This window comes from Streptomyces sp. 17_S59, from assembly GCF_056930295.1.
In genome coordinates this window covers 5,633,035-5,654,003 of sequence record NZ_JBXOWD010000001.1, presented here as the reverse complement: position 1 = coordinate 5,654,003, position 20,969 = coordinate 5,633,035, and the positions used below count along the sequence as shown (strand labels likewise).

17 protein-coding genes are annotated in these 20,969 nt (G+C 70.6%); 7 read left to right on the top strand and 10 right to left on the bottom strand.

Going from position 1 to position 20,969, the window contains the following annotated elements:
- The first annotated feature begins 209 nt into the window (after positions 1-209).
- The gene (locus AC1Z4A_RS25665) at positions 210-1,430 is read left to right on the top strand and encodes a thiolase family protein (protein ID WP_483682223.1); all 1,221 of its coding nucleotides are present in this window, start codon (positions 210-212) and stop codon (positions 1,428-1,430) included.
- On the top strand, positions 1,427-3,556 hold the full coding sequence (locus AC1Z4A_RS25660) for a 3-hydroxyacyl-CoA dehydrogenase NAD-binding domain-containing protein (RefSeq protein WP_483682222.1): 2,130 nt from the start codon (positions 1,427-1,429) through the stop codon (positions 3,554-3,556). The genes AC1Z4A_RS25665 and AC1Z4A_RS25660 overlap by 4 nt, the downstream gene beginning before the upstream one ends.
- Before the next feature lie 93 nt (positions 3,557-3,649).
- On the opposite strand, the gene AC1Z4A_RS25655 is transcribed toward AC1Z4A_RS25660, so the two are convergent.
- Complete coding sequence (locus AC1Z4A_RS25655; RefSeq protein ID WP_483682221.1) at positions 3,650-3,895, bottom strand: helix-turn-helix domain-containing protein; 246 nt, start codon at positions 3,893-3,895, stop codon at positions 3,650-3,652.
- A gap of 119 nt (positions 3,896-4,014) precedes the next feature.
- Between AC1Z4A_RS25655 and AC1Z4A_RS25650 the strand changes: the two genes are divergently transcribed.
- On the top strand, positions 4,015-5,541 hold the full coding sequence (locus AC1Z4A_RS25650) for an MDR family MFS transporter (protein WP_483682220.1): 1,527 nt from the start codon (positions 4,015-4,017) through the stop codon (positions 5,539-5,541).
- A 10-nt stretch (positions 5,542-5,551) separates the two neighbouring features.
- On the opposite strand, the gene AC1Z4A_RS25645 is transcribed toward AC1Z4A_RS25650, so the two are convergent.
- The gene (locus tag AC1Z4A_RS25645; RefSeq protein WP_483682219.1) at positions 5,552-6,655 is read right to left on the bottom strand and encodes a PLL family lectin; all 1,104 of its coding nucleotides are present in this window, start codon (positions 6,653-6,655) and stop codon (positions 5,552-5,554) included.
- A gap of 156 nt (positions 6,656-6,811) precedes the next feature.
- Between AC1Z4A_RS25645 and AC1Z4A_RS25640 the strand changes: the two genes are divergently transcribed.
- Positions 6,812-7,204, top strand: coding sequence for a PIN domain-containing protein (locus tag AC1Z4A_RS25640; protein WP_483682218.1), 393 nt, complete (start codon positions 6,812-6,814; stop codon positions 7,202-7,204).
- Positions 7,205-7,243: 39 nt separating this feature from the next.
- Here the strand turns inward: AC1Z4A_RS25640 and AC1Z4A_RS25635 are convergent, their stop codons facing one another.
- The 3 genes from AC1Z4A_RS25635 to AC1Z4A_RS25625 all read right to left on the bottom strand — a co-directional run bounded on the left by AC1Z4A_RS25635 (position 7,244) and on the right by AC1Z4A_RS25625 (position 11,913).
- A complete protein-coding gene (locus tag AC1Z4A_RS25635; RefSeq protein WP_483682217.1) occupies positions 7,244-8,770 on the bottom strand; it encodes an amino acid permease in 1,527 nt (508 codons plus the stop codon).
- A gap of 219 nt (positions 8,771-8,989) precedes the next feature.
- Positions 8,990-11,002: a 1-deoxy-D-xylulose-5-phosphate synthase gene (gene dxs, locus AC1Z4A_RS25630; protein ID WP_483682216.1), complete on the bottom strand. Its 2,013-nt coding sequence runs from the start codon at positions 11,000-11,002 to the stop codon at positions 8,990-8,992.
- 95 nt (positions 11,003-11,097) lie between these two features.
- Positions 11,098-11,913 carry a TrmB family transcriptional regulator gene (locus AC1Z4A_RS25625; RefSeq protein WP_483682215.1) on the bottom strand — a complete coding sequence of 272 codons (816 nt, stop codon included), beginning with the start codon at positions 11,911-11,913 and terminating at the stop codon, positions 11,098-11,100.
- 282 nt (positions 11,914-12,195) lie between these two features.
- On the opposite strand from AC1Z4A_RS25625, the gene AC1Z4A_RS25620 reads away from it, so the two are divergent.
- The gene (locus tag AC1Z4A_RS25620; RefSeq protein ID WP_483682214.1) at positions 12,196-14,208 is read left to right on the top strand and encodes a putative Ig domain-containing protein; all 2,013 of its coding nucleotides are present in this window, start codon (positions 12,196-12,198) and stop codon (positions 14,206-14,208) included.
- A 109-nt stretch (positions 14,209-14,317) separates the two neighbouring features.
- Here AC1Z4A_RS25620 and AC1Z4A_RS25615 read toward each other — a convergent pair whose 3' ends face one another.
- The 5 genes from AC1Z4A_RS25615 to AC1Z4A_RS25595 all read right to left on the bottom strand — a co-directional run bounded on the left by AC1Z4A_RS25615 (position 14,318) and on the right by AC1Z4A_RS25595 (position 19,935).
- Positions 14,318-15,607 carry a sugar ABC transporter permease gene (locus AC1Z4A_RS25615; protein WP_483682213.1) on the bottom strand — a complete coding sequence of 430 codons (1,290 nt, stop codon included), beginning with the start codon at positions 15,605-15,607 and terminating at the stop codon, positions 14,318-14,320.
- A complete protein-coding gene (locus AC1Z4A_RS25610) occupies positions 15,604-16,395 on the bottom strand; it encodes an ATP-binding cassette domain-containing protein (RefSeq protein ID WP_483682212.1) in 792 nt (263 codons plus the stop codon). The genes AC1Z4A_RS25615 and AC1Z4A_RS25610 overlap by 4 nt, the downstream gene beginning before the upstream one ends.
- Positions 16,396-16,457: 62 nt before the next feature.
- Positions 16,458-17,564, bottom strand: coding sequence for a substrate-binding domain-containing protein (locus AC1Z4A_RS25605; RefSeq protein WP_483682211.1), 1,107 nt, complete (start codon positions 17,562-17,564; stop codon positions 16,458-16,460).
- Positions 17,565-17,721: 157 nt separating this feature from the next.
- Positions 17,722-18,948, bottom strand: coding sequence for an ROK family transcriptional regulator (locus AC1Z4A_RS25600; protein ID WP_483683725.1), 1,227 nt, complete (start codon positions 18,946-18,948; stop codon positions 17,722-17,724).
- 222 nt (positions 18,949-19,170) lie between these two features.
- Positions 19,171-19,935, bottom strand: a complete 765-nt coding sequence (locus AC1Z4A_RS25595) for a GntR family transcriptional regulator (RefSeq protein WP_483682210.1) — start codon at positions 19,933-19,935, stop codon at positions 19,171-19,173.
- 119 nt (positions 19,936-20,054) lie between these two features.
- On the opposite strand from AC1Z4A_RS25595, the gene AC1Z4A_RS25590 reads away from it, so the two are divergent.
- Together AC1Z4A_RS25590 and AC1Z4A_RS25585 are read left to right on the top strand one after the other, a co-directional pair.
- Entirely contained in the window at positions 20,055-20,300 is a 246-nt protein-coding gene (locus AC1Z4A_RS25590) for a hypothetical protein (RefSeq protein ID WP_483682209.1), read from the top strand.
- A gap of 97 nt (positions 20,301-20,397) precedes the next feature.
- Positions 20,398-20,775: a hypothetical protein gene (locus tag AC1Z4A_RS25585; RefSeq protein ID WP_483682208.1), complete on the top strand. Its 378-nt coding sequence runs from the start codon at positions 20,398-20,400 to the stop codon at positions 20,773-20,775.
- The last annotated feature ends 194 nt before the right edge of the window (positions 20,776-20,969 follow it).

The following is a 20,969-nucleotide window of genomic DNA, read 5'->3' as shown; positions in this document are numbered from 1 at the left end:
ACCTTTCTCCGGAACCTCTTCGGGCCCGGGTCCCGCCACCGGCGGGGTCCGGGCCCGAAGAGGTTCTTCCGCATGTGACCTTCGCCGCTCCCGGAGGGGGCTGGGCAGCGTGGTTACCCGCAAGTAGCATGACGGGTGTCAGCCCGCACCGCGGCGGAGCCGTCTCGGCATGCCCGCGCGCAGCGATCCGCACCTGGAGGAGAGCCAACGTGCCTCGTACCGCTAGGGACGTCGTTTTCGTCGACGGCGTCCGCACCCCGTTCGGCAAGGCGGGCCCGAAGGGCATCTACCACGAGACCCGCGCCGACGACCTGGTCGTCAAGTGCATCCGGGAACTGCTGCGCCGCAACCCGGACCTGGACCCGGCCCGCATCGACGAGGTCGCCCTCGCCGCGACCACGCAGATCGGCGACCAGGGCCTGACCCTGGGCCGCACCGCCGGCATCCTCGCGGGCCTCCCCCAGTCCGTGCCGGGCTACTCCGTCGACCGCATGTGCGCCGGCGCGATGACCGCCGTGACCGCCGTGTCGGGCGGCGTCGCCCTGGGTGCGTACGACCTCGCCATCGCGGGCGGCGTCGAGCACATGGGCCGCCACCCCATGGGCGAGGGCGTGGACCCCAACCCGCGCTTCGTGTCGGAGAAGCTGGTCGACGAGTCCGCCCTGTTCATGGGCATGACCGCGGAGAACCTCCACGACCGCCTGCCGCACATCACCAAGCAGCGCGCCGACGAGTACGCGGTGCGCAGCCAGGAGAAGGCCGCCAAGGCCTACGCCGACGGCAAGATCCAGGCCGACCTGGTGCCGATCTCCATCCGCCGCACCTCCCCCGAGGGCGGCGAGACCGGCTGGGGCCTGGCCACCGCCGACGAGCCGATGCGCCCGGGCACCACGCTGGAGAACCTGGCGAACCTCAAGACCCCGTTCCGTCCGCACGGCCGGGTCACCGCGGGCAACGCGGCCGGTCTCAACGACGGCGCCACCGCCTCGCTCATCGCCGCCGAGGACGTGGCCCGCGAGCTGGGCCTGCCGGTCAAGATGCGCCTGGTCTCCTACGCCTTCGCGGGCGTCGAGCCCGAGGTCATGGGCATCGGCCCCGTCCCGGCGACCGAGAAGGCGCTGGCCAAGGCCGGTCTGACGATCGGCGACATCGGCCTCTTCGAGATCAACGAGGCCTTCGCCGTCCAGGTCCTCTCGCTCCTGGACCACTACGGCATCGCCGACGACGACCCGCGCGTCAACCAGTACGGCGGCGCCATCGCCTTCGGCCACCCGCTGGCCTCCTCCGGCGTCCGCCTGATGACGCAGCTGGCCCGGCAGTTCGAGGAGCAGCCGCACGTCCGCTACGGCATCACCACCATGTGCGTCGGCTTCGGCATGGGCGGCACGGTCATCTGGGAGAACCCGCACTTCGACGGAGGCAGCAAGTGAGCACCACCGCTGAGCTTTTGAAGGGCGCCGCAGAGCTCTTCCCCGACGAGGTCGTCACCCAGGCGCACGTCCGCCACCTCGACCTCCCGGCCGGCGCGGGCCGCTTCGCCCTCATCACGCTGGACAACGGCCTGGACCACACCAAGCCGACCACCTTCGGCCCGCAGTCCCTCGCCAACCTCAACACGGCGATCGACCAGGTCGAGGCGGAGGCCGAGGCGGGCGGGATCGTCGGCGTCGGCATCACCGGCAAGCCGTTCATCTTCGCCGTCGGCGCCGACCTCAAGGGCATCGAGCTGCTCAAGCGCCACGAGGACGCGCTGGCCATCGGCAAGGGCGGCCACGACGTCTTCAAGCGCCTGGCGGCCCTGGCGGTCCCGACCTTCGCGTACTACAACGGCGCCGCGATGGGCGGCGGCGTCGAGGTCGGCCTGCACTGCACCTACCGCACGGTGTCCAAGGCCATCCCGGCCTTCTCGCTGCCCGAGGTCTTCCTGGGCCTGGTGCCCGGCTGGGGCGGCTGCACCCTGCTGCCGAACATCATCGGCGCGGACCGCGCGGTCTCGGTCGTCGTCGAGAACTCCCTCAACCAGAACCGGCAGCTCAAGGGCAAGCAGGTCTTCGACCTCGGGATCGCCGACGCGATCTTCGAAGGCGCGGACTTCCTGGAGCAGTCCCTGATCTGGACGGCCTCCGTCCTGAAGGGCGAGACCGAGGTCGTCCGGGCCGAGGTGGACCGCGGCGAGGCCTGGGACCGTGCCGTCGAGCGCGGCCGCGCGATCGCCGACTCCAAGGTGCACGGCGCCGCCCCGGCCGCGTACCGCGCGCTGGACATCATCGCCGCGGCCAAGAACGGCGACCTGCGCCAGGGCTTCGAGGCCGAGGACCGCGCCCTCGCCGACCTGATCATGGGCGACGAGCTGCGCAGTGGCGTCTACTCCTTCAACCTGGTGCAGAAGCGCGGCAAGCGCCCCGCCGGCGCCCCGGACAAGTCGCTGGCCCGCCCGGTCAACAAGGTGGGCGTCGTCGGCGCCGGCCTGATGGCCTCTCAGCTGGCGCTGCTGTTCCTCCGCCGCCTGGAGGTGCCGGTCGTCCTGACCGACATCGACCAGGAGCGCGTGGACAAGGGCGTGAAGTACGTCCACGACGAGATCGACAAGCTGCTCCTCAAGGGCCGCATCAACCAGGACAAGGCCAACCGCCTCAAGGCCGCGGTCACCGGCTCGCTGGACAAGGCCGCCGCCTTCGGCGACGCGGACTTCGTCATCGAGGCCGTCTTCGAGGAGATGGGCGTCAAGCAGCAGGTGTTCGCCGAGCTCGAGGCCGTCGTGCCCGAGCACACGATCCTGGCGACCAACACCTCCTCCCTCTCGGTCACCGAGATGGCGTCGAAGCTGCAGCACCCCGAGCGGGTCGTCGGCTTCCACTTCTTCAACCCGGTCGCGATCCTGCCGCTGCTGGAGATCGTCCGCGGTGAGCGCACCGACGACGCCGCGCTGGCCACGGCCTTCGGCGTCGCCAAGAAGCTGAAGAAGACCGCGGTGCTGGTGAAGGACGCCCCGGCGTTCGTCGTCAACCGCATCCTGACCCGCTTCATGGGCGAGATCCAGAACGTCATCGACGAGGGCACCCCGGTCGCGGTGGCCGAGAAGGCCGTCGAGCCGCTCGGCCTGCCGATGTCGCCGCTGGTGCTGCTGGAGCTGGTCGGCCCGGCCATCGGCCTGCACGTCTCCGAGACGCTGGCCGCCGCCTTCCCCGACCGCTTCAAGGTCTCGCCGAACCTGGCCGCGGTGGTCAAGGCCGGCAAGCGCGGCTTCTACGTGTACGACTCCGGCAAGCCGGAGCTGGACCCCGAGGTGCTCGCGCTGATGACGCAGGGCGACTCGGTCCTGACGGAGGAGCAGGTCCGCGAGCGCGTCCTGGAGGCGGTCGCGCAGGAGATCGGCCTGATGCTGGACGAGGGCGTCGTCGCCGAGGCCCAGGACATCGACCTCTGCCTGATCACGGGCGCGGGCTGGCCCTTCCACCTGGGCGGCATCACGCCGTACCTGGACCGCGAGGGCATCTCGGAGCGCGCCGCAGGCCGCCGCTTCCTGCCGGTGGGCATGGCGAGCGTCCCGGCGTAACCGCCGAGGCACGGTTCCGCTGAGGGCCGTGCGGAAGGACTCGTTCGAGTCTTCCGCACGGCCCTTCGGCGTTTCCGCACGGCGGAGCGTCCGTCACTTCGCGTGCCGCCGTGTGTGCTTCTTGTGCGCGGCCTGGCGCGAGATGCCGAGCGGCTCGGCGATGTCCGCCCAGGCCCAGCCGCGCTCGCGCGCGCGGTCGACCTGGTGCGCCTCCATCTCCTCGACGAGCCGGCGCAGCGTGCGTACCGCGGCCAGCCCTTCGTGAAGGTCGTCCGCCGTCGCGAGCGCGACCAGTCGATTCACTTCCGCCTCGTCCATGACGTCAACCCAAGATGACATGAACTCCGCCTGTCAAGGCGACCGAAGGCTTGTCATCCAAGGTTGACGCAGGCTCGCTTGTCGCCCTAGGTTGACAAGCCCCGGGCGTGCACCGCGCCCGTCGCAAAGGAGGGGATGCCATGCCGCGCACCCGGTCGGTGCCCACCGCTGGAGCAGCCGAGCCGACTCCGTTACCGCTGCCCCACAGACAGGCGGTTCCGGTCTTCGCCGGTCTGATGCTCGCCATGCTGCTGGGCACCCTGGACACACAGATCGTGGCCACGGCCATGCCGACCATCAGCGGCGATCTCGGCGGCGTCGAGCAGTTCGCCTGGGTCGGCACCGCCTATCTGCTGACGTTCAGCGTGGCCACGCCGCTCTACGGGAAGCTCGGCGATCTCTTCGGCCGCAAGCGGGTCTTCGTCTTCGCCATCGCGACCTTCCTCCTCGGCTCCGCGCTGTGCGGTGCAGCCGGGTCGATGAGCCGGCTCATCGCCTTCCGTGCCGTGCAGGGCGTCGGCGGCGGAGGGCTCACCGTTTCGATCTTTGCGATCCTGGGCGATCTGTTCAGCCCCCGCGAAGGAGCCCGCTACCAGAGCTACGCCGCGGGCACGTTCGCCGTCTCCGGCGTCAGCGGTCCGCTGCTGGGCGGTCTGATCACCGACCACCTCGGATGGCGATGGACCTTCTACGTCAACATGCCGGTCGGCGCGATCGCGCTGGTGATGGTGATCGCCTTTCTGAAGCTGCCGGAACGCCGGGCGACCCCGCGCGTCGACTACGCGGGCATCTTCACCCTCGGCGGCACGGTGGGCTGCCTCGTACTGCTCACCAACTGGGCGGGCACCAAGTACGCGTGGGGCTCCGCCGTCGTCATCAGCCTGGCCGTCGCCGCACTCGCCCTGGGGCTGCTCTGGTACGCGGCGGAGCACCGGGCCGCCGAACCGGTCGTCCCGCTCCGCATGTTCGGCAACTCCACCTTCACCATCTCCAACATCGTGGCGTTCGTCGGCGGGTTCATCTCCATCGGCGCACTGAACTACCTGGCGCTCTACCTGCAGATGGTCACGGGAACCAGCCCGCAGAACGCCGGTCTGCTGATGCTCCCGATGACCGCCGGAATGCTCCTGGCCACCATGACCACCGGCCACTTCATGGCCAGGACGGGCCAGTACAAGTGGTATCCGGCCGCGAGCATGGCCGTGTCCGCCCTCGCCCTGTATCTGCTGTCGACGATGACGGACGGCACCGGCCTGGCCGTCGCCTCCGTCTTCATGGCCGTTCTCGGCCTGGGGGCCGGCCTTTCCCAGCAGGTGACGATCGTCGCCGCGCAGAGCGCGGTGCAGGTGCACGACATCGGCCCGGCCACCTCGACCGTCACCTTCGCCAGGATGCTCGGCACGTCGATCGGCGCCTCGGTCTTCGGCGCGATCCTCAACCACGGGCTCGCCGACCGCACGGCGAAGCTCAGCCACGGCACGTCCATAGGCCCCGAAGCCGTGCAACGGCTGCCGGAAGCCGCGCGGGACGCCTACACCTCGGCGTACGCCGACTCCCTGTCCACGGTCTTCCTCACCGCCCTGCCAGTCACCATCGCGGGCCTGGTGTGCGCGCTCTTCCTCAAGAAGATCCCGCTCCGCTCCGGCCGCGGACCGGGCGGCCCCTGAAGCGGCGCCGTCAGGCCCGCTCCCAGCCCCCCAGCGCCAGCCCCGGCTGATCCGTCCGCTGCCGGGCGACGCGCAGGGAGCCGTCCGTGCCGATGACGGCCAGGACCACGCGGTCGTGGGCGTCCAGGGCCAGGGCCGGGGCGCCCACGCACTCCTCGCCCGTCTCCGACCAGGCCGCGTCGGCCGCGTCCGGCGAGCCGTCGGGGTAAGCCGCCACAGCGGGCAGGCCGTTGGCCAACCGCTGGGCGAGGACCGTGGTGGTGTGGCCGTCCAGCGTGGTGCGGAGCGCGGCCACCGGGCCCGCGCCGTCGCCGCCCAGGGAGGGCAGGGCCACCGGGGCGGCGGCCTCGGCGCCTTCCTGGCTGCCGGGGCCGGTGGGGGCGTCGGGGCACTGGGTCTGGAGGACGGAGTCGGTGGCGTCCCGCCAGAAGTGGGTGACGCGGCCGTCGCCGGTCGCGACCGAGGCCGCGGAGCCGGCCAGCGGCTTGGCCGGGGTGTTGAGGACCCGGCGCAGCGGGCCGCCGGGCTCGTCCTGGCGCCAGCGCAGGACGTACTCGCCGGCGGGGCCCAGGAGTTCGACGCGGCCGTCGGCGGTCGCTGCGGCCGAGACGGTGTCGAGGAGGTGGCTGCCCTTCATGTCCGTCCACGGGCCCCAGATGCCGCGGACGTCCTGGCGGCGCCCGCAGACCCCGCCGCCGGCGTTGCGCACGAAGAGGTGGAGGCCGACGCTGTCGCGGACCGCCGTGGGGACGCCGATCTGGTCCGCCCGCTGCCAGTCCTGGCCGTAGGGGGTGCCGACCGACCGCCAGACCGTCATGGCGCGGCCCGACTGGAACTGCGTGGAGTAGACGACGTCGGTCTCGGCGCGGCCGTCGTCGTGGGCGCGGCGGCGCAGGCCGGCCACGCTGATGTAGCCCTCGGCGCCCTGGGTTATGGAGAGGTAGGGCTCCAGGCCGGGCACGTCCATGTGCTCGGGGCCCGTCCACTCCGGGCCGCCGGGGCGGGTCTCGGTCCAGCGGAGGAGGCCGCCCGCGACGGGTGCGTAGGCCGTCAGCCGGCCGTCCTTGCCCCTCAGCAACCAGCCGGTGGTGGGGGTGGACGTCCGCACTGCCATGACTCGCGCCAGCCTCTCTCGGAACGTGTGCGCCGGCTCGACCCACCGGCTCTTTGTTGACTCTCGACAATAACATTGCGCCTGGTCAGCGCGGTCTGCCGGACGGCGGTGAACGCGACGAACACGGCGAACCGGGGGGCGTGCAAGGCTGTGGGCATGGATGACGCGCTGCTTGTCGTGGATGCCGCGAATGTCGTCGGCTCGGTGCCCGACGGATGGTGGCGCGACCGCCTGGGCGCGGCCGAACGGCTGCGCGACCGGCTGGTGGCGTACGCGGCGGACGGGCTGCCGGAGGGCGCCGTCGAGCCGCGGCTGCCGGGGCCGCTGGAGATCGTTCTCGTGGTGGAGGGGGCCGCACGCGGGGCCGGGTCGGTGCCCGGGGTGCGGGTGGAGACGGCCGCGGGCAGCGGGGACGACCATGTGGTCGCGGTGGTGGCCGCGCGGACTCCCGGGCGGCGCTGTGTGGTGGTCACCGCGGACCGGGAGCTGCGCGGGCGGGTGGCGGCGCTGGGCGCCGAGGTGACGGGGCCGCGCTCGGTACGGCCGTGAGCCGTACCGGGCGCGGCCCCGTCGGACGCCCCCTGAGGGTCAGACCATGGGCGGCGGGTTCCGGTGGGCCGCGCTCACCCGGCTGTTCCTGCGCCCGTAGACGAAGTAGACGACGACGCCCAGGCACATCCAGGCGCCGAACCGCGCCCAGGTCTCCGCGGGCAGGTTGAGCATCAGCCACAGCGAGGCGGCGACGGACAGCACGGGGACGGTGGGCACGAACGGCGTGCGGAAGGCCCGCGGCAGGTCGGGCCGCGTCCGGCGCAGGATGATCACGCCGAGCGCGACGACCACGAAGGCGAACAGCGTGCCGATGTTGACGAGTTCGGCCAGCACGTCGATCGAGGTGAAGCCCGCCACGATCGCGACGACGCCCCCCAGCAGGAACGTCGAGCGGTAGGGCGTGCCGAAGCGCGGGTGGACGACGGAGAAGAACCGCGGCAGCAGCCCGTCGCGGCTCATCGCGAAGAACACCCGGCTCTGCCCGAGCAGCAGGATCATGCAGACGGAGGTGAGCCCGACGACCGCGCCGAAGCTGATGAGCCCGGCCCAGAACGGGTGGCCCTGGCTCTTGAAGGCGTCGGCCAGGGGCGCGTCCTTGGAGAGCATCGTGTACTTCTCCATGCCGGTGACGACGACCGACACGGCCACGTAGAGGAGGGTGCAGATGGCCAGCGAGCCGAGGATGCCCCGGGGGATGTCGCGCTGGGGATTGCGGGTCTCCTCGGCGGCGGTGGCGACGATGTCGAAGCCGATGAAGGCGAAGAAGACCACGGCGGCCGCAGTGAAGATGCCCATGACACCGAAGTTGGAGGGCGTGAAGCCGAAGATCAGCTGGATGAGCGGCGCGGAGAGCCCGCTGCCGCCCTTGGTGCTCTGCGCGTGCGGGATGAAGGGGGCGTAGTTGGCGCCGCTGATGAAGAAGGCGCCCACGATGATGACGATCAGCACGACGGTGACCTTCACCGCGACGATGACGGCCGTGACCCGCGAAGAAAGCTTTATTCCGGCGACGAGGATGCCGGTGAGCAGCACGACGAGCGCACAGGCGAGGATGTCGAAGCCGAAGTGGCCGTGCTGCGGTCCGGTGAGCCCTGCCGGCAGGTGCAGGCCGGCGTTGTCCATGAGCGAGCGGATGTAGCCGGACCAGCCGACGGCGACGACGGCGCAGCCCAGCGCCAGCTCCAGCACGAGGTCCCAGCCGATGATCCACGCGGGCAGCTCGCCGAGCGAGGCGTACGAGAAGGTGTACGCGGACCCGGCCACCGGCACGGTGGAGGCGAACTCGGCGTAGCAGAGCGCCGCCAGCCCGCACACCACGCCCGCGAGGACGAAGGCCAGCGCCACCGACGGGCCGGCGTTGTCCTTGGCCACCTTTCCGGTGAGGACGAAGATGCCGGTGCCGATGATGACACCGACCCCGAACACGGTGAGGTCGAGCGCGGAGAGGGCTTTCTTGAGCGAGTGCTCCGGTTCCTCCGTGTCCTGAATGGACTGCTCAACCGACTTGGTCCGGAACAGTCCGCTCTTGCCGCGGCCGCTCCGGACGGGTTGCTCTGTGGTCATCGGCTCACCTCCACCTGTTCGGCGTCGCTCGTTCCCCCTGAACTGAGCGAGTGTCCGCGATGACACGGGCCGTGCCCTGTCGGGCACAGCCGCCCCGGACCAGGATTCACCCGATGGAGGGCAGTGACACCCCATGCGGAAGGGCCGACCGGACCACCCGGAAACGGATGATCGACGGCCGGCCCCTGCGTGGTGCGGAGGTGCGCTCCCGAGTCCGCGTCAGTCGCGGACGGCCTCGGCAGGCTCGGTGGAATTCGTGGCCCCGGCCGCCCCGGCAGGCTCAGCGACCTCCACGGCCTCCACGGCCTCGGTCGTCTCGACCCGCTCCTCGAAGCGGCCGTCCAGCTTGGCGACCAGTCCGGTGACCTGACGGGCGATGTCCGGGGCGGTGAGCCCGATCTCGGCCATGATCTCCTTGCGGGAGGCGTGGTCGAGGAACTGCTGCGGGATGCCGAAGTCGCGCAGCGGCAGGTCGACGCCGGCGTCGCGCAGGGCCTGGGCGACGGCGCAGCCGACGCCGCCCACGCGGCCGTTGTCCTCGACGGTGACGACGACGCGGTGCCCGGCGGCGAGGCCGGGCAGCGCCTCGTCGACCGGCTTGACCCAGCGGGGGTCCACGACGGTCGAGGAGATGCCCTGCTTGTCCAGGAGGCCGGCGATCTCCAGGCACATCGGGGCGAGGGCGCCCACGGAGACGATGAGCACGTCCGGCCGGACGGTGCCCTCGGCGGGCTTGCGCAGCACGTCCATGCCGCCGATCCGGCCGACGGCCTCGACGGCCGGGCCGACGGTGCCCTTGGAGTAGCGCACGACGGTGGGCGCGTCCTTGACCTCGACGGCCTCGCGCAGCTGGGCGCGGACCTGGTCGGCGTCGCGCGGGGCGGCGATCCGCAGGCCCGGGACGACCTGGAGGATCGACATGTCCCACATGCCGTTGTGCGAGGCGCCGTCGTCGCCGGTCACACCGGCCCGGTCGAGGACGAAGGTGACGCCGCACTTGTGCAGGGCCACGTCCATCAGCACCTGGTCGAAGGCGCGGTTGAGGAAGGTGGCGTAGACGGCGAAGACCGGGTGCAGACCGCCCGTGGCCAGCCCGGCGGCCGAGGTGGCGGCGTGCTGCTCGGCGATGCCGACGTCGTAGACGCGCTCGGGGAAGGCCTTGGCGAACTTGCCCAGGCCGACGGGCTGCATCATCGCGGCCGTGATGGCGACGATGTCCTCGCGCTCCCGGCCCAGCTCGACCATCTCGTCGGCGAAGACCGAGGTCCAGCTGGCGCCGCCGGAGGCGACCGGCAGGCCCGTGTCGGGGTGGATGGCGCCGATGCCGTGGAAGCGGTCGGCCTCGTTCTGCTCGGCGTGCTTGTAGCCGCGGCCCTTCTGGGTGAGGCAGTGGACGAGCACGGGGCCGTTGAAGCGCTTGGCGCGCTGGAGCGCGGACTCCAGGGCCTCGATGTCGTGGCCGTCGATGGGGCCGACGTACTTCAGGCCGAGGTCCTCGAACATGCCCTGCGGGGCGATGAAGTCCTTCAGGCCCTTCTTGGCGCCGTGCAGCGTCTCGTAGAGCGGCCTGCCGACGACCGGGGTGCGCTCGAGCAGGTCCTTGCCGCGGGCCAGGAAGCGCTCGTAGCCGTCGGTGGTGCGCAGGGTGGCGAGGTGGTTGGCGAGGCCGCCGATGGTGGGCGCGTAGGAGCGCTCGTTGTCGTTGACGACGATGACGAGCGGGCGGTCCTTGGCGGCGGCGATGTTGTTCAGCGCCTCCCAGGCCATGCCGCCGGTGAGCGCACCGTCGCCGATGACGGCGACGACGTGGTCCTTCCGGCCGAGCACCTGGTTGGCCTTGGCGAGGCCGTCGGCCCAGCCCAGGACGGTCGAGGCGTGGCTGTTCTCGATCACGTCGTGCGGGGACTCCGCCCGGGACGGGTAGCCGGACAGGCCGTCCTTGGCACGCAGCTGCGAGAAGTCCTGGCGGCCGGTGAGCAGCTTGTGGACGTACGCCTGGTGCCCGGTGTCGAAGAGCACCTTGTCCTTGGGCGAGTCGAAGACCCGGTGCATCGCGATGGTCAGCTCGACCACGCCGAGGTTCGGCCCGAGGTGGCCGCCGGTCTTGGAGACGGCGTCGACGAGGAAGGTGCGGATCTCCGCGGCCAGCCGGTCGAGCTGCTCCGTGCTCAGCCGGTCCAGATCGCGCGGTCCCCTGATGCGGGTCAGCAGCGCCACCCGTGCCTCCTTCATCGAGCTGTCGGGCTTGTCGAGCCGTCTCGGGCCTGTAGATCCGTCGAGTCTAATGTTCCGCTCGCAGTGGCGGTGAACGGGTGATGCGACCTATGTCACGCGATCGGCGTAGCGAGGTCCCAAACCGTACGAAAGGCCAGTCGCAGACAGGCCGCGAGCGCCGGGTGCTCGATGTAGAGGGCGGTGGTGGAGGCGGTGCCCGCCATGGTGCCCGCCATGGGGTCGGGCATGTCGCACAGGACGAGCGAGGCGTCGGCGATCACCAGCTTGAGCGGCAGCTCGTCCGTGCAGCGCGCCTCCTCCCCCGCCTGGCCGAAGCGCAGGGCGCTCGCCCGCAGCTCCGGGTCGTCGAGCACCTCCCGGGTGTAGAGGGCGCGCACGGTGCCGCCGGCGCGGCTGATGCGGCGGGCGGCCCGGATGCCCTCGGCGTTGTCGGTGGGGGCGACGAAGGGGGGCCGGCAGAAGGTGAGCAGCTCGCGGGCGGCCTGGGTCTGGATGTCGGCGAACCGCTCGGCGATGGCGCCGGGCTCGCGGAGCACCTCGATGTAGTCCAGCGGGTCGGTGTGCGAGCGGCCGTCGGCCCAGAGCGGCAGCAGGGCGGCGGCCAGTCCCTCCGAGACGCGCTCCAGCCGTTCCAGGGACTCCCGGCGGCGGGCCAGCAGCCTGGCCAGGGCGGGCTCGGGGGCGGTGGCGGAGAAGGTGGCCACCCTGCCCCCGTGGGCGACGGCCAGCCCGCCCCGGACGAGCGCGTCCAGGACGTCGTAGACCCGCTGGCGGGGCACCCGGGCCTCGCGGGCCACCTGGGCCGCCGTGAAGGACTCGCGCCTGACCAGGGCGTGGTAGACGCGGGCCTCGTAGCGGGACAGCCCGAGCGCCACCAGGTCGGCCACGGCTCCCTCGTCCGGCTCCATGGCGGTACACGCTATACGGCCGTGATCAGCTCCGGGTACGGGCGCGGGCGATTTCCCGCCCAGGTCCGGACCAGGCCCGGACCAGGTCCGGTCGGCCCCCGTGACCGATAACAAGCCTTTGCCATAAGGCGCTTGTCCCTTGGGAGCGGGCGTCGCTACGTTCGATTCACTGCCACCACCCACCGGGGTGGCACTTTTCCGAGGCCGATCTTGTCATGCACGCGCCATTGCCTCGGCCTGCCCGCTCACGGGCATTCCCGACCCCCCATGGAGGGCACTTCCGTGCAGAAGAAGAGATCCTTCCACTCCAGACGGCCCCTCGGCCGCGCCTCCACCGGCCTGCTGTCCCTCGCCGCGCTCGTCACCGGCGGCCTGATCGCCGCCGCCCCCGCCGCCACCGCGGCCCCCGGCCCGGCCCCGCACTCCGCCGCCGCGTCCCCCGGCGGCACCCAGGCCCAGCGGCTCTGCTCCCGCCCCACCGCACCCGGCCGGATGGCCTGCCAGGCCCTGGCCCGCACCGACGTCCGCCAGCACCTGGGCATCACCCCGGACGCCGCGCCCTCCGGCTACGGCCCCACCGACCTGCGCAGCGCCTACGCCCTGCCGTCGAACGCGGGGGCCGGCGCCACGGTGGCGATCGTGGACGCGTACGACAACCCCAACGCCGAGCAGGATCTGGCCACTTACCGCGCCCAGTACGGCCTGCCCGCGTGCACCACGGCCAACGGCTGCTTCCGGAAGGCCGACCAGAACGGCGGAACCAACTACCCCACCGCCGACGCCGGTTGGGCCGGGGAGATAGCCCTCGACGTCGACATGGTCAGCGCCGTCTGCCCGCAGTGCCACATCCTGCTGGTAGAGGCGAACAGCGCGAGCATGGCGGACCTGGGCGCGGCCGTGAACCGGGCCGTGGCCATGGGCGCGAAGTACGTCTCCAACAGCTACGGCGGCAGCGAGGACAGCACCGACCCCACCTCCGACTCGGCCTACTTCGACCACCCCGGCGTCGCGATCACCGTCAGCTCCGGCGACAGCGGCTACGGCGTGGAGTACCCGGCCGCCTCCCGGTTCGTGACCGCCGTGGGCGGCACCTCCCTCAGCCGTGCGAGCAACAGCCGCGGCTGGAGCGAGAAGGTGTGGGGCACCAGCGCGGGCGGCCAGGGCGCGGGCTCCGGCTGCTCCGCCTACGACGCCAAGCCCTCCTGGCAGACCGACACGGGCTGCGCCAAGCGCACCGTCGCCGACGTCTCGGCCGTCGCCGACCCGGCCACCGGCGTCGCCGTCTACAACAGCTACCAGGCAAGCGGCTGGAACGTGTACGGCGGCACCAGCGCCTCGGCCCCGATCATCGCGGGCGTGTACGCCCTCGCCGGCACCCCCGCCGCGGGCAGCACCCCGGCCTCGTACCCGTATGCCCACGCGTCGGCGCTCAACGACGTCACCAGCGGCGCCAACGGCAGCTGCAGCCCCGCCTACCTGTGCACGGCGGGCGCGGGCTACGACGGGCCGACCGGCCTGGGCACCCCCAACGGCACGGCCGCCTTCGCGTCCGGCTCCACCGGCGGCAACACCGTCACGGTGACGAGCCCCGGCGACCAGACCTCGACGGCCGGCAACGCCGTGTCGCTGCAGATCAAGGCCACCGACTCAGACACCGCCCAGTCGCTGACGTACAGCGCCACCGGGCTGCCCGCCGGGCTCGCGATCAACGCCTCGACCGGCCTCATCAGCGGCACGCCCACCGCCGCGGGCACCGCGAACGTCACCGTGACCGCCCAGGACGCCACCAAGGCGAGCGGCAGCGCCTCCTTCACCTGGACCGTCAACGGGCCCGGTGGCACCTGCCAGCCCGCCCAGCTGCTCGGCAACCCCGGCTTCGAGACCGGCACCGCGAGCCCCTGGACCGCGACCTCCGGCGTGATCGACAACAGCTCCTCGCAGCCCGCGCACTCCGGCTCGTGGAAGGCATGGCTCGACGGCTACGGCAGCAGCCACACCGACACCCTCGCGCAGACGGTGACGATCCCGGCGAACTGCCACGCCACGCTGAGCTTCTGGCTGCACATCGGCACCAAGGAGTCGGGCGGCACCGCCTATGACAAGCTCACCCTCCAGGCGGGTTCGAGCACCCTGGCCGGCTGGTCCAACCTCGACGCCAACACCGGCTACGCGAAGAAGTCCTACGACCTGTCCGCGCTCGCCGGGCAGACGGTGACCCTCAAGTTCACCGGCACCGAGGACTCGTCCCTGGCCACGGACTTCGTCATCGACGACACGGCGGTCGACGTGAGCTGAGCCCCTCATATTGAGCACGGCAGTGGGCCCGGACCGAAACGGTCCGGGCCCACCGGCAGGTGCGTACGCGTGCGCCTACGCACGCCCCGCCGTCTTACGCACGGCCCGCTTACGCACGCCCCGCCGTCTTCTGCGTCCGGCGGGACACCGAGTCGATCACCACCGCGGCCAGCAGCACCGCGCCCGTGATCATGTACTGGACGGCCGAGGCGATGCCCAGCAGGGCCATGCCCGAGGCGATGGACTGGATCACCAGCACGCCCAGCAGCGCGGACCAGGTGCTGCCCCGGCCGCCGAAGAGGCTGGTGCCGCCGATGACGGCCGCCGCGATGGCGTTCATCAGCAGGCTGCCGGCGCCGGAGGACTGGTTGGCGGCGTTGATCTGCGAGGCGAGGAACATCCCGCCCAGCGCGGCCATCGTGCCGGACAGCGCGAAGACCGAGATCCGGACCGCCGCGACGTTGATGCCGGCGCGGCGGGCCGCCTCGACGCTGCCGCCCAGAGCGAAGACCTTCCGCCCGTAGGAGGTGCGGCGCAGCACGAAGTCCAGCGCGACCACCACCCCGAGGAAGATCACCACGGCCAGCGGCAGGCCCTTGTACTCGTTGAACAGCCACGCCACCACATAGGCGGGCACCGCGAGCGCGGCGGTCCGCAGGACGATCTCGCTGAGCGGGCGGCTGGGCACCCCGGCCGCCTCGCGCCGCTTGCTGTCGCGCCAGGAGACCAGGAAGAACGCCACGACGCTCAGCGTGGCCAGCCCGTACGCGGCGGAGACGTCGTCGAAGTAGTGGTTGGTCAGGCCGGCGACCAGCCCGGAGTCGTCCAGGTTGATGGTGCCGTTGGAGCCGAGCACCTCCAGCATCAGGCCGTTCCAGCCCAGCAGGCCCGCCAGGGTGACGACGAAGGCGGGCACACCGATGCGGGCGAAGAAGAAGCCGTGCAGCGCGCCGACCAGGGCCCCGGAGAGGAGCGCCAGGACGAACGCCTGCCACTCCGGCATGCCGTGGTTGACGTTGAGCACCGCGAACACCGCGGAGGCCAGGCCGCTCACCGAGCCCACCGACAGGTCGATCTCGCCGAGAATCAGCACGAAGACGATGCCGACCGCGATCAGACCGGTGCCGGCGGCGGTGACGAAGAGGTTGGAGAGGTTCTCGGCGCCCAGGAAGGCGGAGTCCTTCAGCTGGAAGACCAGGCCGATGACGATCAGCCCGACGACCACCGGCAGCGAGCCCAGCTCGCCGCTGCGCATCTTGCGGCGGAACTCGTCCCAGTAGCCGGCGAAGCCCTTCTCGCGGACCAGCAGGCGCGGGTCGACGGCGGTGACGGCGGCCCCGGCGGGGGGCGGGGTGTCCTGAGGCTCCTCGGTGGAGTCCTTGGAGAGGTCGGTGGTCACTTGGCGTCCTCCGCGGTGGTGCGCGCCTTGCGGCGCGTCACGGCGTTGTCCGTGGCACCGGTGATGGCGGAGATGATCTCTTCCTGCGAGGTCGTCTTCACGTCGAAGGTGCCGTTGTTGCGGCCGAGGCGCAGCACCGCGACCCGGTCGGCGACGGCCTTCACATCGGCCATGTTGTGGCTGATGAGGATGACGCCCAGGCCGCGCTCGCGCAGCCGCTCGACGAGGTCGAGGACCTGGGCGGTCTGCTCGACGCCCAGCGCCGCGGTGGGCTCGTCGAGAATGACGACCTTGGGGTCGCCGAGCAGCGAGCGGGCGATGGCGACGGTCTGCCGCTGCCCGCCGGAGAGCGAGGCGATGGGGATCCGCACACTGGGGATGCGGATGGAGAGGGTGGAGAGCAGCTCGCGGGAGCGGCGCTCCATCTCGACCTCGTCCAGCACCCCGGCCCGGACGATCTCCCGGCCGAGGAAGAGGTTGCCGACGACGTCGAGGTTGTCGCAGAGGGCGAGGTCCTGGTAGACGGTCGCGATGCCCAGCTCCTGGGCGGTGTGCGGCCGGTCGAGGGTGACGGCCTTGCCCTCCCACTCGATGACGCCCTCGTCGGCCGGGCCGACGCCCGCGATCGTCTTGACCAGGGTGGACTTGCCGGCGCCGTTGTCGCCGACCAGGGCGACCACCTCGCCGGGGTGGATCTCCAGCTCCACGTCGGTGAGCGCCTGGACGGCACCGAACCGCTTGGAGATTCCGCGCAACGCCAGCACGGGCGCAGCGGTCACGTGAATCATCTCCTTCACCGCCCGGGGGGGGGCGGCAACCTAAGGGCTTGCTTCAGTCCGGTCCGGTCCGGTTACTTCAGCCCGGCCTGGTCGCACTGCGCCTTGTACTTGTCGGTGCAGATCTCGTCCAGGGTGAAGAAGCCCTCCTTGCCCACGTACTGGCCGATGTCGGCCTTGGTCAGTGCGAAGGGGGTGACGATGATCGAGGGGATCTTCTTCTGGGAGCCGCTGTCGACGGTGCTCTTGGCGACCGAGTCGACGCTCTTGCCCTTGGCCAGGGCGACGGCCAGCTCGGCGGCGGCGTCGGCCTCGGGCTTGTAGGGCTTGTAGACGCTCATGAACTGCTCATCGGAGAGGATGCGCTGGACGGCCGACAGCTCGGCGTCCTGGCCGGTGACCGGGGGCAGCTTGTCGAAGCCGGCGCTCTTGAGGGCGGTGATGATGCCGCCGGCCATGCCGTCGTTGGCGGAGTAGACGCCGACGATGTTGTCCTTGCCGAGCGCGGAAATGGCGCCCTTCATGTTCTCGTTGGCGTTCTCCGGCTTCCACTCCTTGGTGTCGTACTCCTTGCCGATCTTGACCTTGCCGTCGAGTACGGAGTGGGCGCCGTCCTTGTACATCTTGGCGTTGGGGTCGGTGATCGCGCCGTTCATCATCACGATCTGACCCTTTTCGGCGTTGTCGCCCAGCTCCTTGAGCAGCGATTCGCCCTGGATCTTGCCGACGCGCTCGTTGTCGACGGAGGTGTAGGCCTTGACCGGGCCCTCGGCGAGCCGGTCGTAGGCGACCACGGGAATGCCCTTGTCGGTCGCCTTCTTCACCGAACTCGCTATCGACTTCGCGTCCACCGCGTCGACGATCAGCGCGTCGACCTTCTTGGTGATCATGGTGTCGACCTGCTGCTGCTGGACGGAGGCGTCCTGCTTCGCGTTCTCGTAGAGGACGGTGACGTCCGTGCCCGCGAGTTCCTTGATCTTCTTTTCGATCAGCGGCTTGTCGAAGCGCTCGTACCGAGCGGTCTGGTTCTCCGGCAGGAGCAGCCCGATGGTCAGCGAGCCCTTGCTCTCCTTCTTGGAGCCACTGTCGCCGGACTCCTTGGCCTTGCCACAGGCGGCGAGTCCGAGAGCCATGGAAACGGCAGCAACGGCAACGGCCGTACGACGCAGATGAGAATTCATGTGCAATACCTCCCTGACGTGGCCGCGTCGTTGCGGCCGAGGTGGCTGGAAGTCAACTCGGCCGCCAAGGAACCGTCAAGAAGTAAATTCTTAACGAGATGGCAACGATGCCATTCGTTATAACCATGAACGCAAGGACCGTAACAGGGGCGCGCGCTCAGCCGCCCGTTACGCCCGTTACACCCATTACGCCCGTGGACATGTGAGCGTGCCCGGACTCGTCCAGCAGGGTCGCGTCACCCATCTCACTGAGGACGAGCGCCAGCGCGCCCAGCACCTCGGCCCGGCCGCCGAGCGCACCGGGTACGACCTGCAACTGCCGTGCGGCGCTGGGGATCGCGTAGCGCGAGACGGATTCCCGGATGGGCGCCAGCACCAGCTCGCCGCAGTCGGCGAGGTCGCCGCCGAGGACGACACGGCTGGGATTGAGCAGATTGCACAGGTTCGCCACACCACTCCCGATATGCCGCCCGACATCGGAGATGACGCGCCGGCACCCAGGATCGCCGTCCTTGGCGAGCTGCACCATCCGCTCGACGGTCAGGTCGGTGCCGTGGGCCGAATGGAGCAGCGGCAGGACGTACCGGGCGGCGGTGAAGGTCTCCAGGCACCCGCGGTTGCCGCAGCGGCAGACGGGCCCGGACTCGTCGAGGGTGATATGCCCGATCTCGCCGGCGGTGCCGCCGGGCCCGCGGTAGATCTGCCCGTTGATCACCAGCCCGGCGCCGACGCCGCTGGCGACCTTGATGTAGGCGAGATCGGCAGCACCGCGCCCCGCACCCCAGACCAGCTCACCGAGTGCACCAAGATTGGCGTCGTTGTCGACGTGGACGGGCACGCCAAGGCGGGCGGCCAGCTCGTCACGGGGGTTGGTGCCGGTCCAACCAGGCAGGATCGAGGTGGAGCCGAGCACGCCGGACTCCACGTCGATGGGCCCGGGCACGCCCAGCCCCACACCAATGATCTTGTCAGGGCTGATCCCCACCATCTTGATCAGACTGCTGACCAGATGCTCGGCCCGCGCGAGCCCCTGCGCGGCGGAGGCATCGACATCAAGCGGCTCCGCATCCTCGGCAAGGACCCGCTGGGCAAGATTCCCGATGGCGACGCGAAGGTGCGTATGCCCGAAATCAACGCCGACGACAATCCCGGCATCCCCGGACAAGGACACACTCCGCGCCCGCCGCCCCCCGGAGGAGGTAGGCGTGACCTCGACGGTCCCGCTGTCCTTCAGCTCCCGGACGATATTGGAGACGGTGGCCGCCGAGAGCCCCGTGGACCGGGCGATCTCCGCCTGGGTGAGCGACCCGGCCATGCGCACGGCACGCACGACCCGCTCGAGGTTGGCCCGGTGCAGCGACGACTGCGACCCCGGAGTCTCCACGCCCATCCACTCCCGCCTCGCCGGACCGGCACGACCACCGGGCCCGGGGGCCGGACTACAGCTCTGGAGCCCGGCCATTCGTACAACATATGAACTCTATGCTGCGCTGCCCGGGGGAGATCCCGTCAAGGGCTTGAACCGCATTGAGGCCCCATCGTACGGAAGGGGGCGGCGGGGAAGCGGCGGGGCGGGGCAAGGCGACAGCAGCCCAAGTCGAACCCGTCAGCTGCCCGTATCGCCCACCGGAATCTCGTAGGCGATCTCCCAACGGGCGTCGGGGACCACGATGTCCGCGGTCTCGACAGGACGCCCGCCGGTGTCGTAATACGTGCGCTCGATCTCGGTGACCAGGTCACCGAGGCTGATGCCCAGCAGGTTCGCCTGCGCCTGGGTGGCCCGACCGGGGCGGGGTACCTCGACGGCGGTTTCGATGACCACACCGATGGATCGCATGCGCTCGACGACTCCCATGCCGGCGAACGGGCCGAGTTCGGGCAGGACGATCGGGGTGTCTCCGGTGATGGCCATTGGTTCCCAGCTCTCGGAGAGCTGTACGGGCTGGCCGTCACCCAGGAATTCGTAGAGGGTGCGCACGCACGGATCGCCGGGCTCGATGGCAAGCCGCTGCGCGATGTGCACGGGCGCCGGGACGCGGGCCTCCGAGTGGGATTCCCATGAGCCGAGCCGCCCCTGCTCCCGCATGTCGGAGCGGAAGGGAGAGTCACCACGCCGCTCCCGATGCCGGGTGCGGACCATCCGGAACCGCTCGCGGGGCTTGCGCACATACGTGCCGGACCCGGCGCGCCCCTCCAACAGCCCCTCGACGATGAGCCGTTCCTGGGCCTTCTGCAGCACATTCGGGCCGACGCCGTAGGCGGTGGCGAGTTGAGCGCGTGACGGCAACCGCTCCCCCACGGACCACTCACCCGCGGCGATCCGGCGGCGCAGGTCATCAGCAACGCGCATATAGGGCGGTTGTTCGGCCATGGGCCCTCTCCGTGCTGCCCGTAGGGCTGGGGTTACGGCGAGTTGACAACCTAATGCATCAGGTAGATTCTAATGCATTAGCAATACGCAAGGTGATCGATTGCTCACCCGGGGGATCCGTGTGCCTCGTGAAAGCCCAGGCCAAGGCACTTGCCGCCCTGTTCGCCGCAGCGACCGGAAGCACACCACGCACCGACGAGACACACGAACGGACCCGCGTCGAAGTCGACCTGCCTCCCGACCTGAGCGAACAGGCGCGCCGCGCCGTCCTCCTCAGCCTCACGAACGCCGACCGCTACGGACACGACCGCACCAAACACGGAGCAGTCGTCTGGGCCGAACTGGACCACAGGAGCAGCAAGTGACAACTCACGCCTCAACACCCCACTGGCTCGCCCTGGCGGCCGCCGACCCTCAAGCACCACCCGCTTCTGGCAGTCCGGCCGAAGCACCCAACTCGTCGTGGGCCGGCAGTGGGACGTGATCCAGCTCAACTTCACCCTCGCCACTGCCGCCGTCACCCACCTCAAGGCCCGGAAGCACCACATCGGCCCTTACCTGATGAGCGGCACGGAACGCACCATGTGGTGGCTGCTCCTCCTCGGCACCAGCTACCGGCTCACCAACATGCCCGGCGTCATCGTCTGCCCAGCGGGCTGGTCGTTCGTTGCCCCACCGCCCATCAAGTACGCGGGCAATCGCGTATGGGCCCTTCCGGAGCACGCACGGGAGGTGAATAGCCCTCGCCCGACCCTCACTTCGCCGGAGCACCTGCGCAACGCCGTCCACGTCGCCTACTACAGGCCCAGTCAGAAAGCAGCGGCCATCTCGCGCACATGAGCTGGACTGCATCGGGTCACAAGCATCGCGCCGGACATCCACCGACGCTTCACCGACGGCAGTGGACGGTGGCAGAGGCTCTCGGTAGACGGGATCGAACTGTTCGACCTCCAGGCGGTGACGGTCACCCGCTACTGCTACAGAGGCAACACGATCTCCAACCCTCAACCACGCCTGAACGGCAGAATCCGTGG